20 protein-coding genes and 1 pseudogene are annotated in these 16,775 nt (G+C 73.0%); 7 read left to right on the top strand and 14 right to left on the bottom strand.

All coding sequences use genetic code 11. From position 1 onward, the window contains the following. The first annotated feature begins 23 nt into the window (after nucleotides 1-23). Complete coding sequence (locus tag C1N81_RS10485) at nucleotides 24-1,070, top strand: ABC-2 transporter permease (RefSeq protein WP_394428494.1); 1,047 nt, start codon at nucleotides 24-26, stop codon at nucleotides 1,068-1,070. A gap of 131 nt (nucleotides 1,071-1,201) precedes the next feature. Here the strand turns inward: C1N81_RS10485 and C1N81_RS10490 are convergent, their stop codons facing one another. The 4 genes from C1N81_RS10490 to C1N81_RS10505 all read right to left on the bottom strand — a co-directional run bounded on the left by C1N81_RS10490 (nucleotide 1,202) and on the right by C1N81_RS10505 (nucleotide 3,434). Further along, nucleotides 1,202-1,837 carry an HdeD family acid-resistance protein gene (locus tag C1N81_RS10490; protein ID WP_394428495.1) on the bottom strand — a complete coding sequence of 212 codons (636 nt, stop codon included), beginning with the start codon at nucleotides 1,835-1,837 and terminating at the stop codon, nucleotides 1,202-1,204. Nucleotides 1,838-1,936: 99 nt separating this feature from the next. Next, nucleotides 1,937-2,347, bottom strand: coding sequence for a helix-turn-helix domain-containing protein (locus tag C1N81_RS10495; protein ID WP_394428496.1), 411 nt, complete (start codon nucleotides 2,345-2,347; stop codon nucleotides 1,937-1,939). 85 nt (nucleotides 2,348-2,432) lie between these two features. Then, nucleotides 2,433-2,792: a luciferase domain-containing protein gene (locus C1N81_RS10500; protein WP_394428497.1), complete on the bottom strand. Its 360-nt coding sequence runs from the start codon at nucleotides 2,790-2,792 to the stop codon at nucleotides 2,433-2,435. Nucleotides 2,793-2,861: 69 nt separating this feature from the next. Further along, nucleotides 2,862-3,434 carry a PadR family transcriptional regulator gene (locus C1N81_RS10505; RefSeq protein WP_394428498.1) on the bottom strand — a complete coding sequence of 191 codons (573 nt, stop codon included), beginning with the start codon at nucleotides 3,432-3,434 and terminating at the stop codon, nucleotides 2,862-2,864. 122 nt (nucleotides 3,435-3,556) lie between these two features. On the opposite strand from C1N81_RS10505, the gene C1N81_RS10510 reads away from it, so the two are divergent. Then, nucleotides 3,557-3,949, top strand: coding sequence for a nuclear transport factor 2 family protein (locus tag C1N81_RS10510; protein WP_394428499.1), 393 nt, complete (start codon nucleotides 3,557-3,559; stop codon nucleotides 3,947-3,949). Nucleotides 3,950-3,984: 35 nt separating this feature from the next. Here the strand turns inward: C1N81_RS10510 and C1N81_RS10515 are convergent. The 3 genes and pseudogenes from C1N81_RS10515 to C1N81_RS10525 form a co-directional block, all read right to left on the bottom strand. Then, nucleotides 3,985-4,752, bottom strand: a pseudogene (locus C1N81_RS10515) (isocitrate lyase/phosphoenolpyruvate mutase family protein); the annotation flags it as partial. 82 nt (nucleotides 4,753-4,834) lie between these two features. Then, nucleotides 4,835-5,263: a Zn-ribbon domain-containing OB-fold protein gene (locus C1N81_RS10520; protein ID WP_394428500.1), complete on the bottom strand. Its 429-nt coding sequence runs from the start codon at nucleotides 5,261-5,263 to the stop codon at nucleotides 4,835-4,837. Between the two features lie 122 nt (nucleotides 5,264-5,385). Further along, nucleotides 5,386-6,069, bottom strand: coding sequence for a TetR family transcriptional regulator (locus C1N81_RS10525; protein ID WP_394437848.1), 684 nt, complete (start codon nucleotides 6,067-6,069; stop codon nucleotides 5,386-5,388). A 165-nt stretch (nucleotides 6,070-6,234) separates the two neighbouring features. On the opposite strand from C1N81_RS10525, the gene C1N81_RS10530 reads away from it, so the two are divergent. Continuing rightward, the gene (locus tag C1N81_RS10530) at nucleotides 6,235-7,032 is read left to right on the top strand and encodes an electron transfer flavoprotein subunit beta/FixA family protein (RefSeq protein ID WP_394428501.1); all 798 of its coding nucleotides are present in this window, start codon (nucleotides 6,235-6,237) and stop codon (nucleotides 7,030-7,032) included. 41 nt (nucleotides 7,033-7,073) lie between these two features. Continuing rightward, nucleotides 7,074-8,036: an electron transfer flavoprotein subunit alpha/FixB family protein gene (locus tag C1N81_RS10535; protein WP_394428502.1), complete on the top strand. Its 963-nt coding sequence runs from the start codon at nucleotides 7,074-7,076 to the stop codon at nucleotides 8,034-8,036. A gap of 6 nt (nucleotides 8,037-8,042) precedes the next feature. Here the strand turns inward: C1N81_RS10535 and C1N81_RS10540 are convergent, their stop codons facing one another. Beyond that, complete coding sequence (locus tag C1N81_RS10540; protein WP_394428503.1) at nucleotides 8,043-8,564, bottom strand: COG1361 family protein; 522 nt, start codon at nucleotides 8,562-8,564, stop codon at nucleotides 8,043-8,045. Nucleotides 8,565-8,712: 148 nt separating this feature from the next. After that, nucleotides 8,713-9,162, bottom strand: a complete 450-nt coding sequence (locus C1N81_RS10545) for a cyclic nucleotide-binding domain-containing protein (RefSeq protein ID WP_394428504.1) — start codon at nucleotides 9,160-9,162, stop codon at nucleotides 8,713-8,715. 167 nt (nucleotides 9,163-9,329) lie between these two features. On the opposite strand from C1N81_RS10545, the gene C1N81_RS10550 reads away from it, so the two are divergent. After that, nucleotides 9,330-10,526, top strand: a complete 1,197-nt coding sequence (locus tag C1N81_RS10550) for a D-alanyl-D-alanine carboxypeptidase family protein (protein ID WP_394428505.1) — start codon at nucleotides 9,330-9,332, stop codon at nucleotides 10,524-10,526. 59 nt (nucleotides 10,527-10,585) lie between these two features. Here C1N81_RS10550 and C1N81_RS10555 read toward each other — a convergent pair whose 3' ends face one another. After that, entirely contained in the window at nucleotides 10,586-10,978 is a 393-nt protein-coding gene (locus C1N81_RS10555; RefSeq protein WP_394428506.1) for a hypothetical protein, read from the bottom strand. Between the two features lie 237 nt (nucleotides 10,979-11,215). Here C1N81_RS10555 and C1N81_RS10560 point away from each other — a divergent pair, with 237 nt between their 5' ends. Beyond that, entirely contained in the window at nucleotides 11,216-11,758 is a 543-nt protein-coding gene (locus C1N81_RS10560; RefSeq protein WP_394428507.1) for a hypothetical protein, read from the top strand. A gap of 8 nt (nucleotides 11,759-11,766) precedes the next feature. Here C1N81_RS10560 and C1N81_RS10565 read toward each other — a convergent pair whose 3' ends face one another. Further along, entirely contained in the window at nucleotides 11,767-12,126 is a 360-nt protein-coding gene (locus C1N81_RS10565; protein ID WP_394428508.1) for an ArsR/SmtB family transcription factor, read from the bottom strand. Nucleotides 12,127-12,280: 154 nt separating this feature from the next. Between C1N81_RS10565 and C1N81_RS10570 the strand changes: the two genes are divergently transcribed. Continuing rightward, a complete protein-coding gene (locus tag C1N81_RS10570) occupies nucleotides 12,281-13,666 on the top strand; it encodes an MFS transporter (protein WP_394428509.1) in 1,386 nt (461 codons plus the stop codon). Nucleotides 13,667-14,022: 356 nt separating this feature from the next. Here the strand turns inward: C1N81_RS10570 and C1N81_RS10575 are convergent, their stop codons facing one another. From C1N81_RS10575 to C1N81_RS10585, 3 genes are all read right to left on the bottom strand, one after another. Then, nucleotides 14,023-14,472 (bottom strand): hypothetical protein, encoded by a 450-nt coding sequence (locus C1N81_RS10575; protein WP_394428510.1) that lies wholly within the window; start codon nucleotides 14,470-14,472, stop codon nucleotides 14,023-14,025. Between the two features lie 59 nt (nucleotides 14,473-14,531). Continuing rightward, nucleotides 14,532-15,530 (bottom strand): type I glyceraldehyde-3-phosphate dehydrogenase, encoded by a 999-nt coding sequence (gap, locus tag C1N81_RS10580; protein WP_394428511.1) that lies wholly within the window; start codon nucleotides 15,528-15,530, stop codon nucleotides 14,532-14,534. A 120-nt stretch (nucleotides 15,531-15,650) separates the two neighbouring features. Beyond that, entirely contained in the window at nucleotides 15,651-16,616 is a 966-nt protein-coding gene (locus C1N81_RS10585) for a GlxA family transcriptional regulator (RefSeq protein ID WP_394428512.1), read from the bottom strand. Nucleotides 16,617-16,775: the final 159 nt, after the last annotated feature.

The raw sequence follows: 16,775 nt of genomic DNA on the forward strand, positions 1-16,775 counted from the left end.
AGCCAACCTGTTCGATGCGCCCCATGGAGGTCCTGCTCATGCCCGCCGATCAGCGAGCGGCGCTGCGCCACGTCCTGACCCACCTGCTGACCCCGCTCCTGATGTGCGTCGGCATGGGCCTCGCCTACCTCGGCGCGTTCGCCGCGCCGGAGCCGCACCATCTGCCGGTGGCCGTCGTCGGCGCGGGGCCGGAGGCGAAGGTCTTCGCGCAGACCGTGGAGGACAAGGCGGGCGACGCCCTCGACGTGCGGACGCTCGCCACCCGCGACGCGGCGGTCGACCAGCTCAGGACGCGGCACATCGACGGCGCGTACGTCCTGGGCGGGAAGGCGCCCGAGCTGATCGTGGCCTCGGCCGGGTCCGACACCACCGTCTCCGTCGTCCAGAAGATCTTCACGCCGGTCGCAGCGCGGCAGGGCGCACCGCTCAAGGTCACCGATGTGGCGCCGACCGTCTCCGACGACCCGACGGGGCAGGGCCTGTTCTTCCTGCTCGTCGCGGTGAGCATCGGCTCGTACGCGTCGGTGGCCGTCCTCGGCGGTGCGGGCGCCGCGCTGCGGATGCGGACACGGGCGCTCCTCGCGGTCGGCGTCTCCGCGGTGGTCGGCCTGCTGGGGGCCGCCTTCGCCGGGCCCGTCTTCCACCTCGCCCACACCCACCTGTGGGGCGTGTGGGGCATGGCCTGGCTGTACTCCGCGGGCATCCTGCTGATCGGTGTCGGCCTGCACACGTTCCTCAAGCGCTGGACGACGCTCGCCGTCATGGTGCTGTTCGTGATGCTCAACTTCACCAGCTCCGGCGGGGTCTTCCGCCCCGAGCTGCAGAACGGCTTCTTCGCCTCCCTGCACGCCTTCTGGAACGGCGCGGGATTCGTCGAGGGCGCCCGCAGCCTCCTCTACTTCGACCAGTACGGCCTGGGTCGACATGTATGGACGCTGGTGGCGTGGCTCGCCGTGGGAGCGGTCGCGATCGGGGTCGCGGGCGTCGCCGAGCGGCGGCGGAGGCGGGCGCTCGTACCTGCGGCGCCGGAGGGCGTGGAGGAGGAACTGGAGGAGGCCGTGGGCGTCTGACCCGCGCCCCTGACGGCTCCCGCGCAGGCCCCTGAAGTGACGGCTCCCGCTCAAGCCCCTGAAGGCTTCCTGGCGGCACTGTGCCCCGCGCTCGTCCTGAGCGCGGGGCACAGTGCCGCCAGGCCGGGGTCTCACACGCCGTGCGGCACCTTCTTCGCCCGGCTCCGGAGGAGAAACGCCTCGACGATCTCGACGACGCCCATCGCCACCAGCCAGCAGCCGCCGACCAGGGTGAGGACGGCGACGGACTCGAACGGCGACACGATGAGCACGATGCCCGCCATCGCGCTGACGATCCCGAGGAAGACCTGCCAGCCGCGCGCGGGCATCCCCGGATCGGACGCGGCCGCCGCGGTCTGCGTGATCCCGCGGAACAGCCAGCCGATGCCGATCCACAGGGCGAGCAGCAGGATCGACTGCATGGCGCCGCGGAAGCAGAACAGGCCGAGCAGGACGGAGACGGCGCCGCTGATGAACGCCATGACGCGCAGCCCCGTCGTCACATGCGTGCCGAACGCCGTGACCAGCTGGAAGACGCCGCTGACCACGAGGTAGACGCCGAAGAGGACGCCCGCGGCCCACAAGGAGGCGCCCGGCCAGGCGAGGACCAGCACGCCGAGGATCAGGGCGGCGACGCCGGCGAGGAGGACCGCCTGCCACGCGGCGGAGGCGAGTCTGCCGAGCGGACCCTCGGGACGGCGCGTTCGCTCGTCCTCGGCGCGGTGGCTGCGGTGCGGACTCTGCGGTTCGTGCGGTGCTTGGGTCATGTCCGACTGTTCGCACCGAGGTGCGGCACATGCCAGCGGGACTGGGCCGAACGAGTGAACGGGTGAGCGACGGTGCACGGCCCGCGACGGCTCGACCGCTCACGCGGCCAGGCACACCGTGCCCCGGCCGTCGCCACCGCGCGCGCCGCCCGCCGCCGTCGTCGTCGAGCCGAGCGACGTGACGGCGGTGACGGCGGTGACGGCGGTGACGGAGACCGGGCGGCGGCGGTGCGCGGCCCGCGCCAACTCGCCCTGCGCGAGCGCCAGGAGGTCGACGAGGCCGAGGCCTAGCGCGCCCGCGGCGGCGGCGAGCATCTCCGAGGACGCCTCCTTGCGGCCCCGCTCCACCTCGGAGAGGTAGGCCATGGAGATCCCCGCGACGTCGGCCACGTCCTGCAAGGTCCGCCCCTGGGCCCGGCGCCCGCGGCGCAGCACGTCTCCGACGACATGCCGCCACAGCGGCTCCTGAGCGCGGACGGGACGGGGCCTGGGGGTCTCCTGTGTGCTCATCGGCCCAGGTTAAGGCGGGCGCCCCGGACGGCGAACGGGCTTCGCCCAGGGCGATATCGGCGCCCCGGCCCCGGCCCCGGCGGCGTCAGCAGGCCTGCGGGCGTTCCCAGTCGCACGGACCCGAGGGGTACGCGTGCGCGTCGTGCTCCTTCAGGGCCAGGCTCACCAGGCTGAGGAGCAGTTCGACGTCCGTGTCGCACTCCAGGAGCACGGTGATCCAGGAGGCGCCCGGCTGGACGCGGATGGCGCTGCTGTGCCGCAGTTGCGGCAGCAGCCGCTCGACCGCCGTCGACGTGAGATACAGATCTGCGCAGTCGTCGGCGTGGAAATGGACGAGTTCGTGGCCCTCAGCGCCGAAAGCGTGCCCAACCGAGCACCGGGGCGGGCCACTTACCAGGTGCGGCCATGTCCCGAGTTCGGTCATGGCGCGCTGGGCCGCGGTCATGCCTCCATCCTTGCGCACGCTTCACCTGGAGGACCAGCCCCGGCAACCGTCGCGTACCCGGTCGCGTACCTATGAGCCCTTCTCCGCGGTCGCCCTGCGACGCTCCAGCACATCCAGGACGCGCCTGCCCCAGCGCAGGTACTCCTGCTCGAGGGCGATGCCGCCGAGCAGGGTCAGGTACGGGCCGACCCGCTCACCCTCCGCGAGGAACGTGTCCTCGTCGAGATCGCCGAGCAGGTGTCCGCGCACGCGCTCGTAGCGGGCGAGCTTGCCGTGCGCCCAGGCCATGCGCTCCTCCACGTGGGCGCGCACCGCGTCGAGGTCGCCGACGTCGGCGGCCTGCACCTTCACCATCAGTTCGTCGCGCATCGCCATCGGCTTCGGCTGCCGCGCCGTGAACGCGGCCAGATCCGCCCGGCCCGTCCGCGAGAGCGTGAACATCCGCTTGTTGGGCCTGCGTTCCTGCGGCATGACGCGCGCGTCGACCAGTCCCTCCGCGGCCAGCCGGTCCAGCTCGCGGTAGAGCTGCTGGGGCGTCGCGGCCCAGAAGTTCGACACCGAGACATCGAAGATCTTCGCCAGGTCGTACCCGGACGCCTCGCCCTCCAACAGGGCGGCCAGGACGGCGTACTTGAGAGACATGTGGACACCCTACAGCCCGGCGATTATTCTCATCCGCACCTAGTCAACTAATTGCTTAATCCGTGCCTATGAGGTGCCCATGGGGTGCCTATGAGGTGCCTATGAGAGATGAGGTGGGAGCCGTGCACGCCTTCCGTGCCGCCGTGGAGAAGGGCGACCTGTCGGCCGTCGAGGACCTGCTGGCCGAGGACGTGGTCTTCACCAGCCCCGTCGTGTTCAAGCCCTACCCGGGCAAGGCGATCACCGCCGCCATCCTGCGCGGCGTCACCCGGGTCCTGGAGGACTTCCGCTACGTCCGCGAGTTCGGCAGCCAGGACGGACGCGACCACGCGCTGGTCTTCGAGGCGCGGGTCGGCGACCGGACGATCACCGGTTGCGACTTCCTGCACGTGAACGAGGACGGGCTCATCGACGACCTCATGGTGATGGTCCGGCCGCTCTCCGGGGCGCAGGCGCTGGCGGCGGCGATGGGAGCACAGTTCGGCCGGATCGAGGAGGAGGCCGCCGGGGCCTGAGAGGCCCCGGGGGTGGAGGGCTAAGGGCGCTCTGCGGCCAGCCGCTGCACCTCGGCGTAGGTGGGCAGGGCCGGGGAAGTGTCCGCGGGGCGGCCGTCCCGGACGGCCGTCGCCGTCGTCACCGCCGCCGCCAGGGCCTGGCGGTAGAGGAGCGAGCCGAGGCTGACCCGGCGGACGCCGAGCGCGCCGAGTTCGGCGAGCGAGGGGCCGGCCGGGCTGTAGAGGATGTTCAGCGGTGTCGCGCAAGCCGCCGCGAGGCCGGCGATCCGCTCCGGGTCCGACAGGCCGGGCACGAACACCCCGTCCGCGCCCGCCCGTTCGTAGGCGGCGAGGCGCGCCCGGGTCTCCGTCTTGTCGCGGTCCAGCCAGTACGTGTCGGTGCGCGCGTTCACGAACAGCCCGGGCACGGCGGACTTCACGGCGGCGATCTTCTCGGCGTGCAGCTCCGCGGGGGCGAGGGTGCCGTCGGCGCGGCCGTCCTCCAGGTTGATGCCCGCGGCGCCCGCCTCGTACAGCGTGCGGGCGAGCCCCGCGACGTCCTGGGCGTCGTCGCCGAAACCGCCCTCGGCGTCGACGGTGAACAGGAATCCGCCCTTGCCGAGGACGCGGGCCAGGGCCACCGTCGCGTCGAGGGTGGCCTCCGCCCCGTCCGGCAGCCCGGCGGCGGCGGCGACACCGAGGCTGGTGGTGCCGACGGCCTCGAAGCCCTGCGCCGCGAGGGCGGCGGCGGAGGCGTGGTCCCAGGCGTTGGGCAGCAGCAGCGGGGCGGACCGGTGGTGGAGGCGGGCGAAGGAAGTCTGCGGCGTCATGGCTGTGACAATAGGACCGGAACGGTTCGGCCCCGCCCGGAACGTGCCCGTGTACGTGCCCTCTCCGCACAGATCTTCAGCGCAGGTCGTCGTCGCCGATCGGGTCGCACAGCTCGAACAGGACTTCCCCGGACTCGGCGCCGGCGTGGACACCCGCGTGGATCGCGCGCGCGGGGCGCACCGTGGCCCCGACCCACACCATGTGCGGCGCCGTGCCCACGATCCGGCACGGCACGACGAAGTCCTCGGGGAAGCGCACCAGCGCCTCGTTGCGCGCGACCCCGGAGCCGCGGTGGACGACCCGTGTCTGCACGACGATGCCCGGACCCGCGCTGACCTGCGTCGTCAGGTCGCTCGACGCGCAGACCGGACACAGCAGCCGCCGGAACGACGTGGTGCCGCACCATCGGCACCGCTGGTGGGCGAAGCCCGTCGTGCCGGCCTCGTCCGCCGGCGTCATGAGGCCGGCGCCGCCGGCCCCGGACATCCCGGTTGTCGCTGACATCACTCGGTCTCCCCGCGCTCGTCCGCCGCGCCGGGCTGCCGCCGCGACGCCTTCGCAGCGTATGACACTCAGTGCCGCCCGTAAAGACACCAAGTACCTTTCGAACGGCCCCGAAGCGGGCGTCAGTCGTCCCTCAAGGCCGATTCCACCTGCTGGATGACGCGCCACATGGGAGCCCCCTTGGCGGCGACCATGACCACGACCTCCTCCTCCTCGCCCCCGGCCGCGACCGGGGGCGCGGGTTGCGCCGGCGCCTCGCCCCACACCTGCCGCACGAGGCCGAGGGCGTGGTCCACGGCCGCCTCGGCGTCGCCCTCGCCACCCGAACGCAGCCAGGTGCGCAGCCCGTTGTTGTGCGCGGCGACCACCGACGCCGCCACGACCTCGGCGCGCAGCGCGCCGTCCGGGGTGTCGGCCCAGCGCCCGCCGAGATAACCGGCGAGGGTGCGCTCGTAGCGCCGGACGACGGAGAGCTCGTAGGTGCGCAGACCGGGCACCTCGCGGGTCAACCGGTAGCGCTGGACGGAGAATTCGGGGTTCGCGGCGTACATCCGCAGGACGAGACGCGCGGCCCCGCACACCACCTCGACGGCGTCCCGGTCCGGGCGCGCGGCGGCGAGGTACGCGGTCATGTCGGCCAGGCAGCTCTCGTGGTCCGGGAAGACGGCGTCCTCCTTGGACGGGAAGTACCGGAAGAACGAGCGCCGCCCGACCCCGGCCCGCGCCACGATGTCGTCCACGGTCGTCCGCTCGAACCCGCGCTCCAGGTACAGCTGGAACGCCGCCTCGGCCAGCACCTCCCGCATGGGTGCCTTCTTCTGTGACCCGTTGGCCCCGCGCGCCTCGCTCATGCCGGGAACGTAACACCGCGCGGACCCTTTTGGCACTACGTACCTTTACAGAGGGAACTGAGTACCATACGTTGGCGGTCGTACGAGTATGTGGATGTCCTGCGCGCGAGGAGAGCCGGCGTGAGTCTGAGGATCGTTGTCACCGTGAAGTACGTGCCCGACGCCACCGGCGACCGGCACTTCGCCGATGACCTGACCGTCGACCGTGATGACGTGGACGGGCTGCTCTCGGAGCTGGACGAGTACGCGGTGGAGCAGGCGCTGCAGATCTCGGAAAACTATGAGGGCGCGGACGACGACGTGGAGATCACTGTTCTGACCGTGGGTCCGGAGGACGCCAAGGACGCGCTGCGCAAGGCGCTGTCGATGGGCGCGGACAAGGCGATCCACGTCGAGGACGACGACCTGCACGGCACGGACGCGCTTGGCACCTCGCTGGTGCTGGCCAAGGCGATCGAGAAGGCCGGCTACGACCTGGTGGTCTCCGGCATGGCCTCGACCGACGGCACGATGGGCATCGTGCCCGCGCTGGTGGCCGAGCGGCTGGGTGTGCCGCAGGTGACGCTGCTGTCGGAGGTCGCGGTCGAGGGCGGTGTCGTCAAGGGGCGCCGTGACGGTGACACCGCTTCCGAGCAGCTGGAGGCCTCGCTGCCGGCGGTGGTGTCGGTGACCGACCAGTCCGGTGAGGCGCGTTACCCCTCGTTCAAGGGGATCATGGCGGCGAAGAAGAAGCCGGTGGAGTCCTGGGACCTGTCCGACCTGGACATCGAGGCCGAGGAGGTCGGTCTCGAGGGTGCCTGGACGAAGGTCGAGTCGGCGGCCGAGCGTCCGGCGCGGACCGCGGGCACGATCGTGCGGGACGAGGGTGAGGGCGGCAAGCAGCTCGCCGAGTTCCTCGCGGGCCAGAAGTTCCTCTAGGACCAGAAGTTCACTCGGTTTCATTCAAGGAGTACGGATTCATGGCTGAAGTTCTGGTCTACGTCGACCACGTGGACGGTGCCGTCCGCAAGCCCACCCTGGAGCTGCTGACGCTGGCCCGCCGGATCGGCGAGCCGGTCGCGGTGGCGCTGGGCAGCGGTGCCGGTGACACCGCCGCCGCCCTGGCCGAGCACGGGGCGACCCGGGTGCTCACCCACGAGGCCGCCGAGTACGCCGACTACCTGGTGGTGCCGAAGGTGGAGGCGCTGCAGGCCGCCGTCGCCGCGGTCTCCCCGGCCGCGGTGCTGGTGCCGTCCTCGGCGGAGGGCAAGGAGATCGCCGCGCGTCTGGCGCTGCGGATCAAGTCGGGCATCATCACCGACGCCGTCGACCTGGAGGCCGGCGCGGAGGGCCCGGTGGCGACCCAGTCGGTGTTCGCCGCGTCCTACACCACCAAGTCCCGGATCTCGACCGGCACCCCGGTGATCACCGTGAAGCCGAACAGCGCGGCCGTCGAGGCGGCCCCGGCGGCCGGTGCGGTCGAGGCGCTCGAGGTGTCCTTCTCGCAGGCCGCGACCGGTACGAAGGTCACCGGCCGGACCCCGCGCGAGTCGACCGGGCGTCCGGACCTGACCGAGGCCGCGATCGTGGTCTCCGGCGGCCGGGGCGTGAACGGCGCGGAGAACTTCGCGCTGATCGAGGCGCTCGCCGACTCTCTCGGCGCGGCCGTGGGCGCCTCCCGCGCCGCGGTGGACGCGGGCTGGTACCCGCACTCCAACCAGGTCGGCCAGACCGGCAAGAGTGTCTCGCCGCAGCTGTACATCGCCAACGGCATCTCCGGCGCGATCCAGCACCGGGCCGGTATGCAGACCTCGAAGACGATCGTCGCGGTGAACAAGGACGCCGAGGCCCCGATCTTCGACCTGGTCGACTACGGCGTCGTCGGCGACCTCTTCGACGTCGTCCCGCAACTCACCGACGAGGTCAGGACCCGCAAGGGCTGACCGGTCTCAGCGCTCCTGGGCGCGTCGGCGCAGGTAGTACCCGGCCGCGCCCAGGGAGCCCGCGACCAGCGCTCCGCCGAGGACGAGCTGGGCCGTGTCGAGGCGGCCCAGCGAACCACCGTCGCCCGCGCGTACGCCGTGCAGTTCGGTGGAGCCTCGGGCCGACACGGTGAGGAGCTGGCGTACAACGGTGCCGCCGCTCTCGCAGTCCACCGTGACCGGGTACGTTCCCGGGCGCGCCCCGGACGGCACCTGGAACCGACCGGCCAGATCGCCCTCGTGGGTTCCGGCCCGCAAGGGGAAGTCACCGGCGCCGAGGCTGTTCGCGTCGCCGGTCGCGCGTTCGTCCTCGCCGCACTCGGTCGTGTTCGCGGTGACGGTGGCACCGGGTCCGGCGTCGGCGGGGGTCAGCTCCAAGGCGCCCGGGCCCTCCTCCCCCGCCCAGGCGGGCCCGCACACCGGAAGGGCGAGCGTGAGCAGCGCCGCGGTGGCGACAGCGGTGGCGGGCCAGGACGTGGTGCGGCGCATGAGGGGCCCCTCGGGCGGTGTGGCCACGGACGGTGTTCCCGGCCGAGCCAACCCCCTCGCGGCGCGCGCCGCCCGTCGGGGCGTCGAGGCGGGTGAAGGGCGGCGCGCCCACGAGTGACCCCGCGTGCGGTGTCAGGTCCGGGCGGGCTCAGAGGTGGCCGTGCGAGCGGTGTGCGTCGACCAGGGCCGTACGGGCCGACTCCAGCCGGTGCGCCATCACCTCGGCCACGCCGTGCAGCAGGGTCATGCCCAGGGCGGGTTCCAGGTCGCAGAGGGCGCGCACGGGCCCGGCGTCGAACTCGTAGGCGCGCACCGGGCTGAACGCCTCGGCGCCGAAGTCCCACTCGTAGGGCGGGAAGAGCCAGGACCAGCCGAGCAGGTCGCCGGGCCCGAGCGGGTCGATGGGCAGGGTCGTGCGGTCGGAGACCCGTACGTCGAGGGTGACCATGCCCGTCCTGATGATCCAGAACCGGTCGGCGCGGTCCCCCTCGTCGAAGATGCGGGTGTCCTGGGCGAACGAGACCTCCGTGGCCAGGGCCATCAGCCGGTCGCGATACGCACGCGGAAGCCGGTTCAGCAGTCGTGTCCGAGCCGTCATGGCGCCACACCTCCACCGTCGTGTCTCTCCAGCGTACGTACGCGGCGCTCGTTGCCGAGGGGGCGGACCGTCGCCCGAAAAGGCTAGTTCCCTCACCCGTTCGGCGCATCTGGACCAGGTGGCGTAAGCGGAGCGCGACGCGGCGGTGACGCTTCTACGTTTCCGGCATGGCGACATTCCTCGGCTTTGCGACGTCCGGGCTGCTCGCGGCGGTCACCGTCGGTGCGGTCGCCGGGCCCGCCCCGGCCCATACCCTCACCCCGACCCAGCCCCTCACCCTGGCGCACGACCCCGCACCGGCCCATGGCCCGGCGCCGGCCCATGCCCCCGCTCCCGCGCCGCCCGCCGCGCCGTCCCTGTCCGCGCTGTCCTGGGAGGTCATGGACGCGGACACGGGCGACGTCCTCGCGGCGAAGGCGCCGCACCGTCATCTGCCGCCCGCGAGCACGCTGAAGACCCTGTTCGCGGTGGCGCTCCTGCCGAAGCTGCGCCAGGACGCCGTGCACAGGGCCACGTACACGGATCTGGCCGAGGTCGCGGCGGGCAGCAGCCTGGTCGGGGTCGACGAGGGCAGCCGGTACACGGTCGCGGACCTGTGGCGCGGGGTGTTCCTCAGCTCGGGCAACGACGCCGTGCACACCCTCGCGCACATGAACGGCGGGGTGGCGCGCACCCTCGCCGAGATGCAGGACACCGCGCGCCGGATCGGGGCCCGCGACACACAGGTGCGGTCGCCGGACGGTTTCGACACCCCCGGGCAGTACTCGTCGGCGCACGATCTCGCGCTCATCGCCAAGGAAGGGTTCAAGAACCGGGACTTCCGGCGCTACATGGGGACCAAGTGGGCCCAGTTCCCGGCGTCCGGCGGCCCGAAGGCGTTCGGCATCCAGAACACGAACCGGCTCCTGGTGGGCTCGCACGGGGTGACGCCGTACGCGGGGCTCATCGGCGTCAAGAACGGCTACACGTCGCAGGCCGGGAGCACTCTCGTGAGCGCCGCGAGCCGCAAGGGCCGCACGATCCTGGTGACGGTGATGAATCCGCAGCAGGGCACGTTCAACGCGGTCTACGAGGAGAGCCGGTCGCTGCTCGACTGGGGTTTCGTCGCCGCGCCGCTGCGGCATGTGCACGGGGCGGGCCCGCAACACATGGATCCGCACGCGAAGCAACGCCCGGAAGGCGTGCGCAAGTTGACCGCGTCGGCCGTCGCCGCCGCCGCGCCCACCGCCACGCCGGGGCCGTCCGACGCCGGTCCTGGGCTGACCCGGCACCTCGGCGCGGCGGGCGCGCTGTTCGCCCTGTGCTGCGCGCCCCTGCTCGTCCGCGCGCACCTGTTGCGGAAGCGGCGGCGCGCACCGCGCTGAGCGGGCCGCGGCGCCGTTTCCCCGGCCCTCGACCCGCTCATGTCAGCCGCGGTGGGCGCTCAGCGGTGGACGTTGACCTTCACGACCGGGGAGGTGGCGCCGCCGCCGACGATGCGCAGGGAGTTCTGGCCGATCAGGCCGAGCTTGACGCGCAGGTTGTAGGCGCCCCTGCGGTTGGTGGTCATGGTGATGGGCAGCGACACCCAGCGCTTGTTCTTGCCCTGCATCTGCTGCAGCGTCACGCGGGTGCCCGCGCGCAGGTGCTGCGTGGTGCCGTAGACGCGGAACTGCTGCCACGCCCGTACGCTGCCGACGGTCGCCTTCGCGCTGATCGACGGGCGCGCGGCCTGGACCGCGGAGGCGGGCGGGGCGGAGATCGCTGCGGACGCGGGGCCGGCCAGCACCGCCAGGGCGGAGAGGGCGGCGGCGGACGCGTACTTCATGCGGTTCATGTGATTCAACTCGCTGTTCTCGTGCGGCGGTTGCCGGAGTTGCGGAAGTTGTGGGCGCCGTGGGGCGCGCTCAAAACATATGCAAATCGGGAAGTCCGCCCGCGACTGCAACACGCGTAACCCGGCAAATGCCCGGTGCATTCCGTCCGGAGCGTCCCTCGTTCGGCCCTACGAAATGGTCGGCGGGAAATGCCGCGCTTAGCGTCTGAGGGGTCACCCATTCCCCGGAGGACTCGCATGCGCCCCCTGCCGTCCCGCACGTCGCGCCGCATATCGGCGCTGTCGTCCGCAGTCGTCTCACTGGCCGCGATCGGCCTGGTCACCCCCGTCGCCGTGGCGGACGACGGCGGCACGGAGCCGAACGTCACGTCCTTCGGTTTCACCGTCACGCCGAGCACGGTGTCGGCCGGCGGCACCGTCACTCTCCAGGCCACGGAATGCGACGTCCCCACGGTGCGGGTGACGGCCCCCGTTTTCGACGACACCGAACTCAATGAGGGGCATTCCGCCACCGCGCAGGTATATCCCGACGCCAAACCCGGCGCACAGTACGACGTCACTTTCGACTGCGACGGCGAAAAGGGCACGACGACCCTCACCATCGCGACGGGCGACAGCCATTCCTCCACCGGCACGGACCACGGCGTGAAGGCCGGCGTCGGCGGCGGTGCGGGCGGCACGGACCCGGCCCTCATCGCGGGCGGCGCCGCACTGATCGCCGGCGCGATGGGCGCGGCCTACTTCCACCTGCGCAGGCGCGACACCGGCTCCGAGCGCTGACGCGGCCGTCAGTCGTGCGGGGCCGCGCCGGTCACCCGGTGGTCCGCGTGGCTGAGGGACTCCATGACCAGGCGGCGCAGATGGCCGTCGGTGAGGCGGTAGTGGATGTGGCGGCCGTCCCTGCGCGCCTCGACCAGGCCCGCGAGGCGCAGTTTCGCCAGATGCTGGCTGACGGCCGTGCGCGAGGCCGTGACGCGTTCGGCCAGTGAGCCGACGTCCGACTCCTCCAGCGCGAGCAACCACAACAGGTGCAGCCGGGTGGCGTCCGACAGGAGCGCGAACACCCGCGTGGCCTCGGCGAGTCGGGCGCCGTCCGGCTCGCGCAGATGGGCGCCCGGCGCGGCGGGGAGCGGGTCGCGGGGAGGCATGGGGTCAGGGTAGGCGACGGAAGGAGCGGCACGCGTCCGCCAAACACGTGCACGCGTCCGCCAAACATGTGCACAGGTGCGCACATGTGCGCGTAGGCTGAGGCTCCGCGCGCTCCGTCACCGCCTGTTCCCCTCTCCCGGATGAGGCCGCCGCATGCTCGCCGTACTGCGTCACCGCACCTACCGCCGTCTCTTCGCCGCGCAGGTCGTCGCCCTCGTCGGGACGGGTCTGGCCACCGTCGCGCTCGGGCTGCTCGCGTACGACCTGGCCGGGGCCGACGCGGGCGCCGTCCTCGGGACCGCCCTGGCCGTCAAGATGACGGCGTATGTCGCGGTGGCCCCGGTCGTCGGGGCGTTCGCCGACCGGCTGCCGCGCCGGGCGCTGCTCGTGGGTGCGGATCTGGTGCGGGCCGGGGTCGCGGCGGCGCTGCCCTTCGTGGACCGGGTCGGGCAGGTGTACGTGCTGGTGTTCGTGCTGCAATCGGCGTCGGCGGTGTTCACCCCCGCTTTCCAGGCCCTCGTTCCGGAGGTGCTGCCGGACGCGCGCGCCTACACGCGGGCACTGTCGCTGGCGCGGCTCGCGTACGACATGGAGAGCCTGTTCAGCCCCGCGCTCGCCGCCGCGCTGCTCTCCGTGCTCAGCTACAACCGGCTGTTCCTCGGCACCATGGCCGGGTTCCTCGTCTCCGCCGCGCTCGTCGTCTCCGTCGCCCTGCCGCGCGCGGCGTCCGCTCCGGGCTCCTCCGGTGCGCGCCGCGCGACATCCGGTGTCCGGCTGTTCCTGACCGTTCCCGCGCTGCGGTCACTGCTCGCCCTCAACCTCGCCGTGGCCGCCGCGAGCGCCATGGTGACGGTCAACACCGTCGTGTACGTACGGGAGTTCCTCGGCCTATCCGCCGCCCTGGTGCCGGTGGCGCTCGGCGCGTACGGGGACGGGTCCATGGTCGTCGCTCTCGCGCTGCCGCGCCTCCTGGAACGGGTCGGCGACCGGACGGTGATGCTGCGCGGGGCGCTGCTGCTGGCCGCCGTGTTCGTGGCGCTCGGCGCCGTCACCGTGGCGGGGGGCGGTGCCTGGCAGGCGGCCGGGCTGCTCGTGACGTGGTGCGCGTTCGGCGCCGCCGGGTCGATGGTGCTGACGCCGACCGGGCGTCTGGTGCGGCGGGCGGCGCCCGAGCGGGCGCGCACGGCCGCGTTCGCCGCGCAGTTCTCCCTGTCGCACGCGTGCTGGCTGCTCACGTATCCGCTGGCCGGTGTCGTCGGCGCGGCGGCCGGGCTGGCGTGGGCGGTGCTCGTCCTCGGGACGGTGACGCTGGGGGCGGCGGTCCTGGCGGTGCGGTTGTGGCCGGCGGGCGGCGCGGAGATCGGGGCCGTGCGGGCCCGCGAGGGCGTCGGGCCGGACCCCGGGCAGACCGGGCCGGTGCACGATCACATCGGCCTCGACCCGGACCATCCGCATCTGCGGGGCGCGGTGCGGGTCGCGAACGGCTGGCGGCACAGCCACCGGCAGGCGCTGGACGGACTGCATCCGGCGCGGCCGTGACACGGGTGCGGGGATGGGCGGCTCAGCCGGGTCCCTCGAAGTGGCGGGCCGGCGGCTGGAGGTGAACCAGCTCCGCGGGGGTCAACAGGGTCCTACGGAGTCGCGGCGCGGCGCCTGGCGGTTCGTCAGCTCGGCGCGAGGCAAGATGATCGCGGGAGCCGGTCCGCCCCCGGCTCGTCCGTGCGGCTCGGCGGCCGGGAGCCGACGCGCATGGCCGGCCATCGCGGCCCGGCGGCGGGCGTCGTCCTGCACCCCCGGAACGGGGTGCTCGGCTTCGGCCCGCCGCAGGGCGTGGCGCGGGTCGCACGCGAAGCGGCTCGGTTCCCGTCGGCGCGGGGCCATGGGAGCGGCCGCCGTCAGACGCGGCCTCCGGTGAGCCGGGTCAGCGGGCCGTGGTTGCTCCGCTCGGCGCGGCGGCCGGCCGCGTAGGAGGCCACGGTCAGGGCGGTCGCCCCGGCGGTGGCGCCCGCGGCGATCAGCTTGCGGTTCTTCAGGACCGTCCACGCCGTGGTGGCGACGGACGCCACCTGCGTGGCCGCGGTCGTCACGCCTTCGCGCGCCGTGTTCAGGGCGGCGCCCGTGGTCAGCGCGGCGCGGCCGGCGGCCTGGCCCGCACCGGTCGCGGCGCGCGCGGTGCCGGAGCCCGCCGATTCGGCGGCGCGGCCGGCCTTGGCGCCCGCGGACTCCGCCTTCGAGGCGGTGCCGGTCGCGGCCTTGGTGGCCGTCTTGGCCGCCGTCTTGGCCTTGTTCTGCGTACCGCTCTGGGTGCCGTTGTCGTTGTCGTTGCTGTCTCGTTGAGTAGCCATGGTCTGCGGTTTGCCGCAATCCGCTCGCACAAACAGACGACCGCGCACCATGTCAATCCTCAGCCGCGCGCGAGGAGTTCGAGCGTGTCGATGACCCGGTTCGAGAAGCCCCACTCGTTGTCGTACCAGGCGACGACCTTGATGTGGCGGCCGTCGACACGGGTCAGCTCGGAGTCGAAGACGGCCGACGCGGGGTTGCCCGTGATGTCGGAGGAGACGAGCGCGTCCTCCGAGTACTCGAGGATTCCGGCCAACGCGCCCTGCGCGGCGCTCCGGTAGGCGGCGAGCACGTCCTCGCGCGTCACGTCGCGCTCGACCGTGGTGTTGAGTTCGACGATCGAGCCGACGGGGACCGGCACCCGGATCGAGTCGCCCGAGAGCTTCCCGTCGAGGTTGGGCAGGACGCGGCCGATCGCCTTGGCGGCGCCCGTGGTCGTCGGGGCGATGTTGACGGCGGCGGCGCGGGCGCGGCGGGCGTCGCGGTGCGGGCCGTCCTGGAGGTTCTGCTCCTGGGTATAGGCGTGCACCGTCGTCATGAACCCGTGCTCGATGCCCGCGAGTTCGTCGAGGACGGCGGCGAGCGGGGCGAGCGCGTTGGTCGTGCAGGAGGCGTTCGAGACGACCGTGTGCAGTTCCGGGTCGTACGCGTCGGTGTTGACGCCGTACGCGAGCGTGACGTCGGCGCCGTCCGAGGGCGCGGAGACGAGCACCTTGCGCGCGCCCGCGTCGAGGTGCGCGCGGGCGGCCTTGGCGGAGGTGAAGCGGCCGGTCGACTCCAGGACGAGGTCCACGTCGAGGTCGGCCCACGGGAGGTCGGCGGGCTCGCGCTCGGCGAGGACCTTGATGCGGTGGCCGTCGACCACGAGCGTGTCGCCGTCGACGCCGACGGGGCGGCCGAGGCGGCCCGCCGTCGAGTCGAAGGCGAGCAGCCGCGCGAGGGCGGCGGGCTCGGTGAGGTCGTTGACGGCGACGACTTCGAGGCCGCTGTCGCGTTCGAGCAGCGCGCGCAGCACGTTGCGTCCGATGCGGCCGAATCCGTTGATGGCGATACGGGTCATGAGGTGAGGTCCCTTCTCTCCCTGCCGTGGGTGCGCCTCAAGGCTCGCGCGCGGCGGACGCCGCTGACAGCGGCACGATCGCCATGGTCCGCAAGGATCTCGCCAGGCGGCGCCCGGGGGTCACTCCCCCTTGGCGAAGGTGCGCCGGTACTCGCTCGGCGTGGTCCCGAGGATGCGCTGGAAGTGCAGGCGCAGGTTGGCGCCGGTGCCGAGGCCGACGTCGGCGGCGATCTGCTCGACCCCGCGCTGCGACCGTTCGAGCAGTTCGCGGGCGACGTCGATCCGGGCCCGCATCACCCACTGCATGGGCGTGTAGCCGGTGACGTCGACGAAGCGGCGCGAGAAGGTGCGCGGCGACACGGCGGCGTGCGCGGCGAGCGCCTCCAGGGTGAGTGGTTCGCCGAGGCGGCGCAGGGCCCATTCCCGGGTCGCGGCGAACCGTTCCCCGAGCGGCTCGGGCACGCTCCTCGGCACGTACTGGGCCTGACCGCCGCTGCGGTAGGGGGCCGCGACGAGGCGCCGGGCGGCGTGGTTGGCGGCGGCCACGCCGAGGTCGCCGCGCAGGATGTGCAGGCACAGGTCGATGCCGGAGGCGGCGCCGGCGGAGGTCAGTACGGAGCCCTCGTCGACGAACAGCACGTTCTCGTCGACCCGCACCCGGGGGTGCCTGGCCGCGAGCGCCTTGGTGTAGTGCCAGTGCGTGGTGGCCCGGCGCCCGTCGAGCAGCCCGGTCGCGGCGAGCGTGAAGGCGCCGGTGGAGATGGCGGCGAGCCGCGCTCCCCGCGCGTGCGCGCCGCCCAGCGCGTCGACGACGGCCGCGGGCGGATCGTCCCGGTCGGGGAACCGGTATCCGGGCACGAACACGACATCGGCCCACTCCAGCGCCTCGAGCCCGTGCTCCACGACGTACGAGAGACCGTCCCCGCCGGTCACGGGCCCCGGCGCGGCTCCGCACACCCGCACCTCGTACGGCATGCTCGCCCGCGTGGTGAACACCTGCGCCGGAATCCCGACGTCGAGCGGTTTCGCCCCTTCGCTGACGAGTACGGCGACGCGGTGCGGGCGGGGCGAGGGGGGTGGGGGCACGGGGTCGAGGGTACGCGGAGTGATCTTCGCCGGGGCTGCGGCACACCCGTGGCAGCACCGCGGCACACCCGACAGAGCACCGCGGCACACCCGCCAAGACCCTGCGGCACACCCGCCAAGGCCCGTACGGTCGGCGCCGGTTGTTCGTGACAGGTGGAT

The sequence above is a fragment of the Streptomyces sp. SGAir0957 genome, from assembly GCF_043523415.1.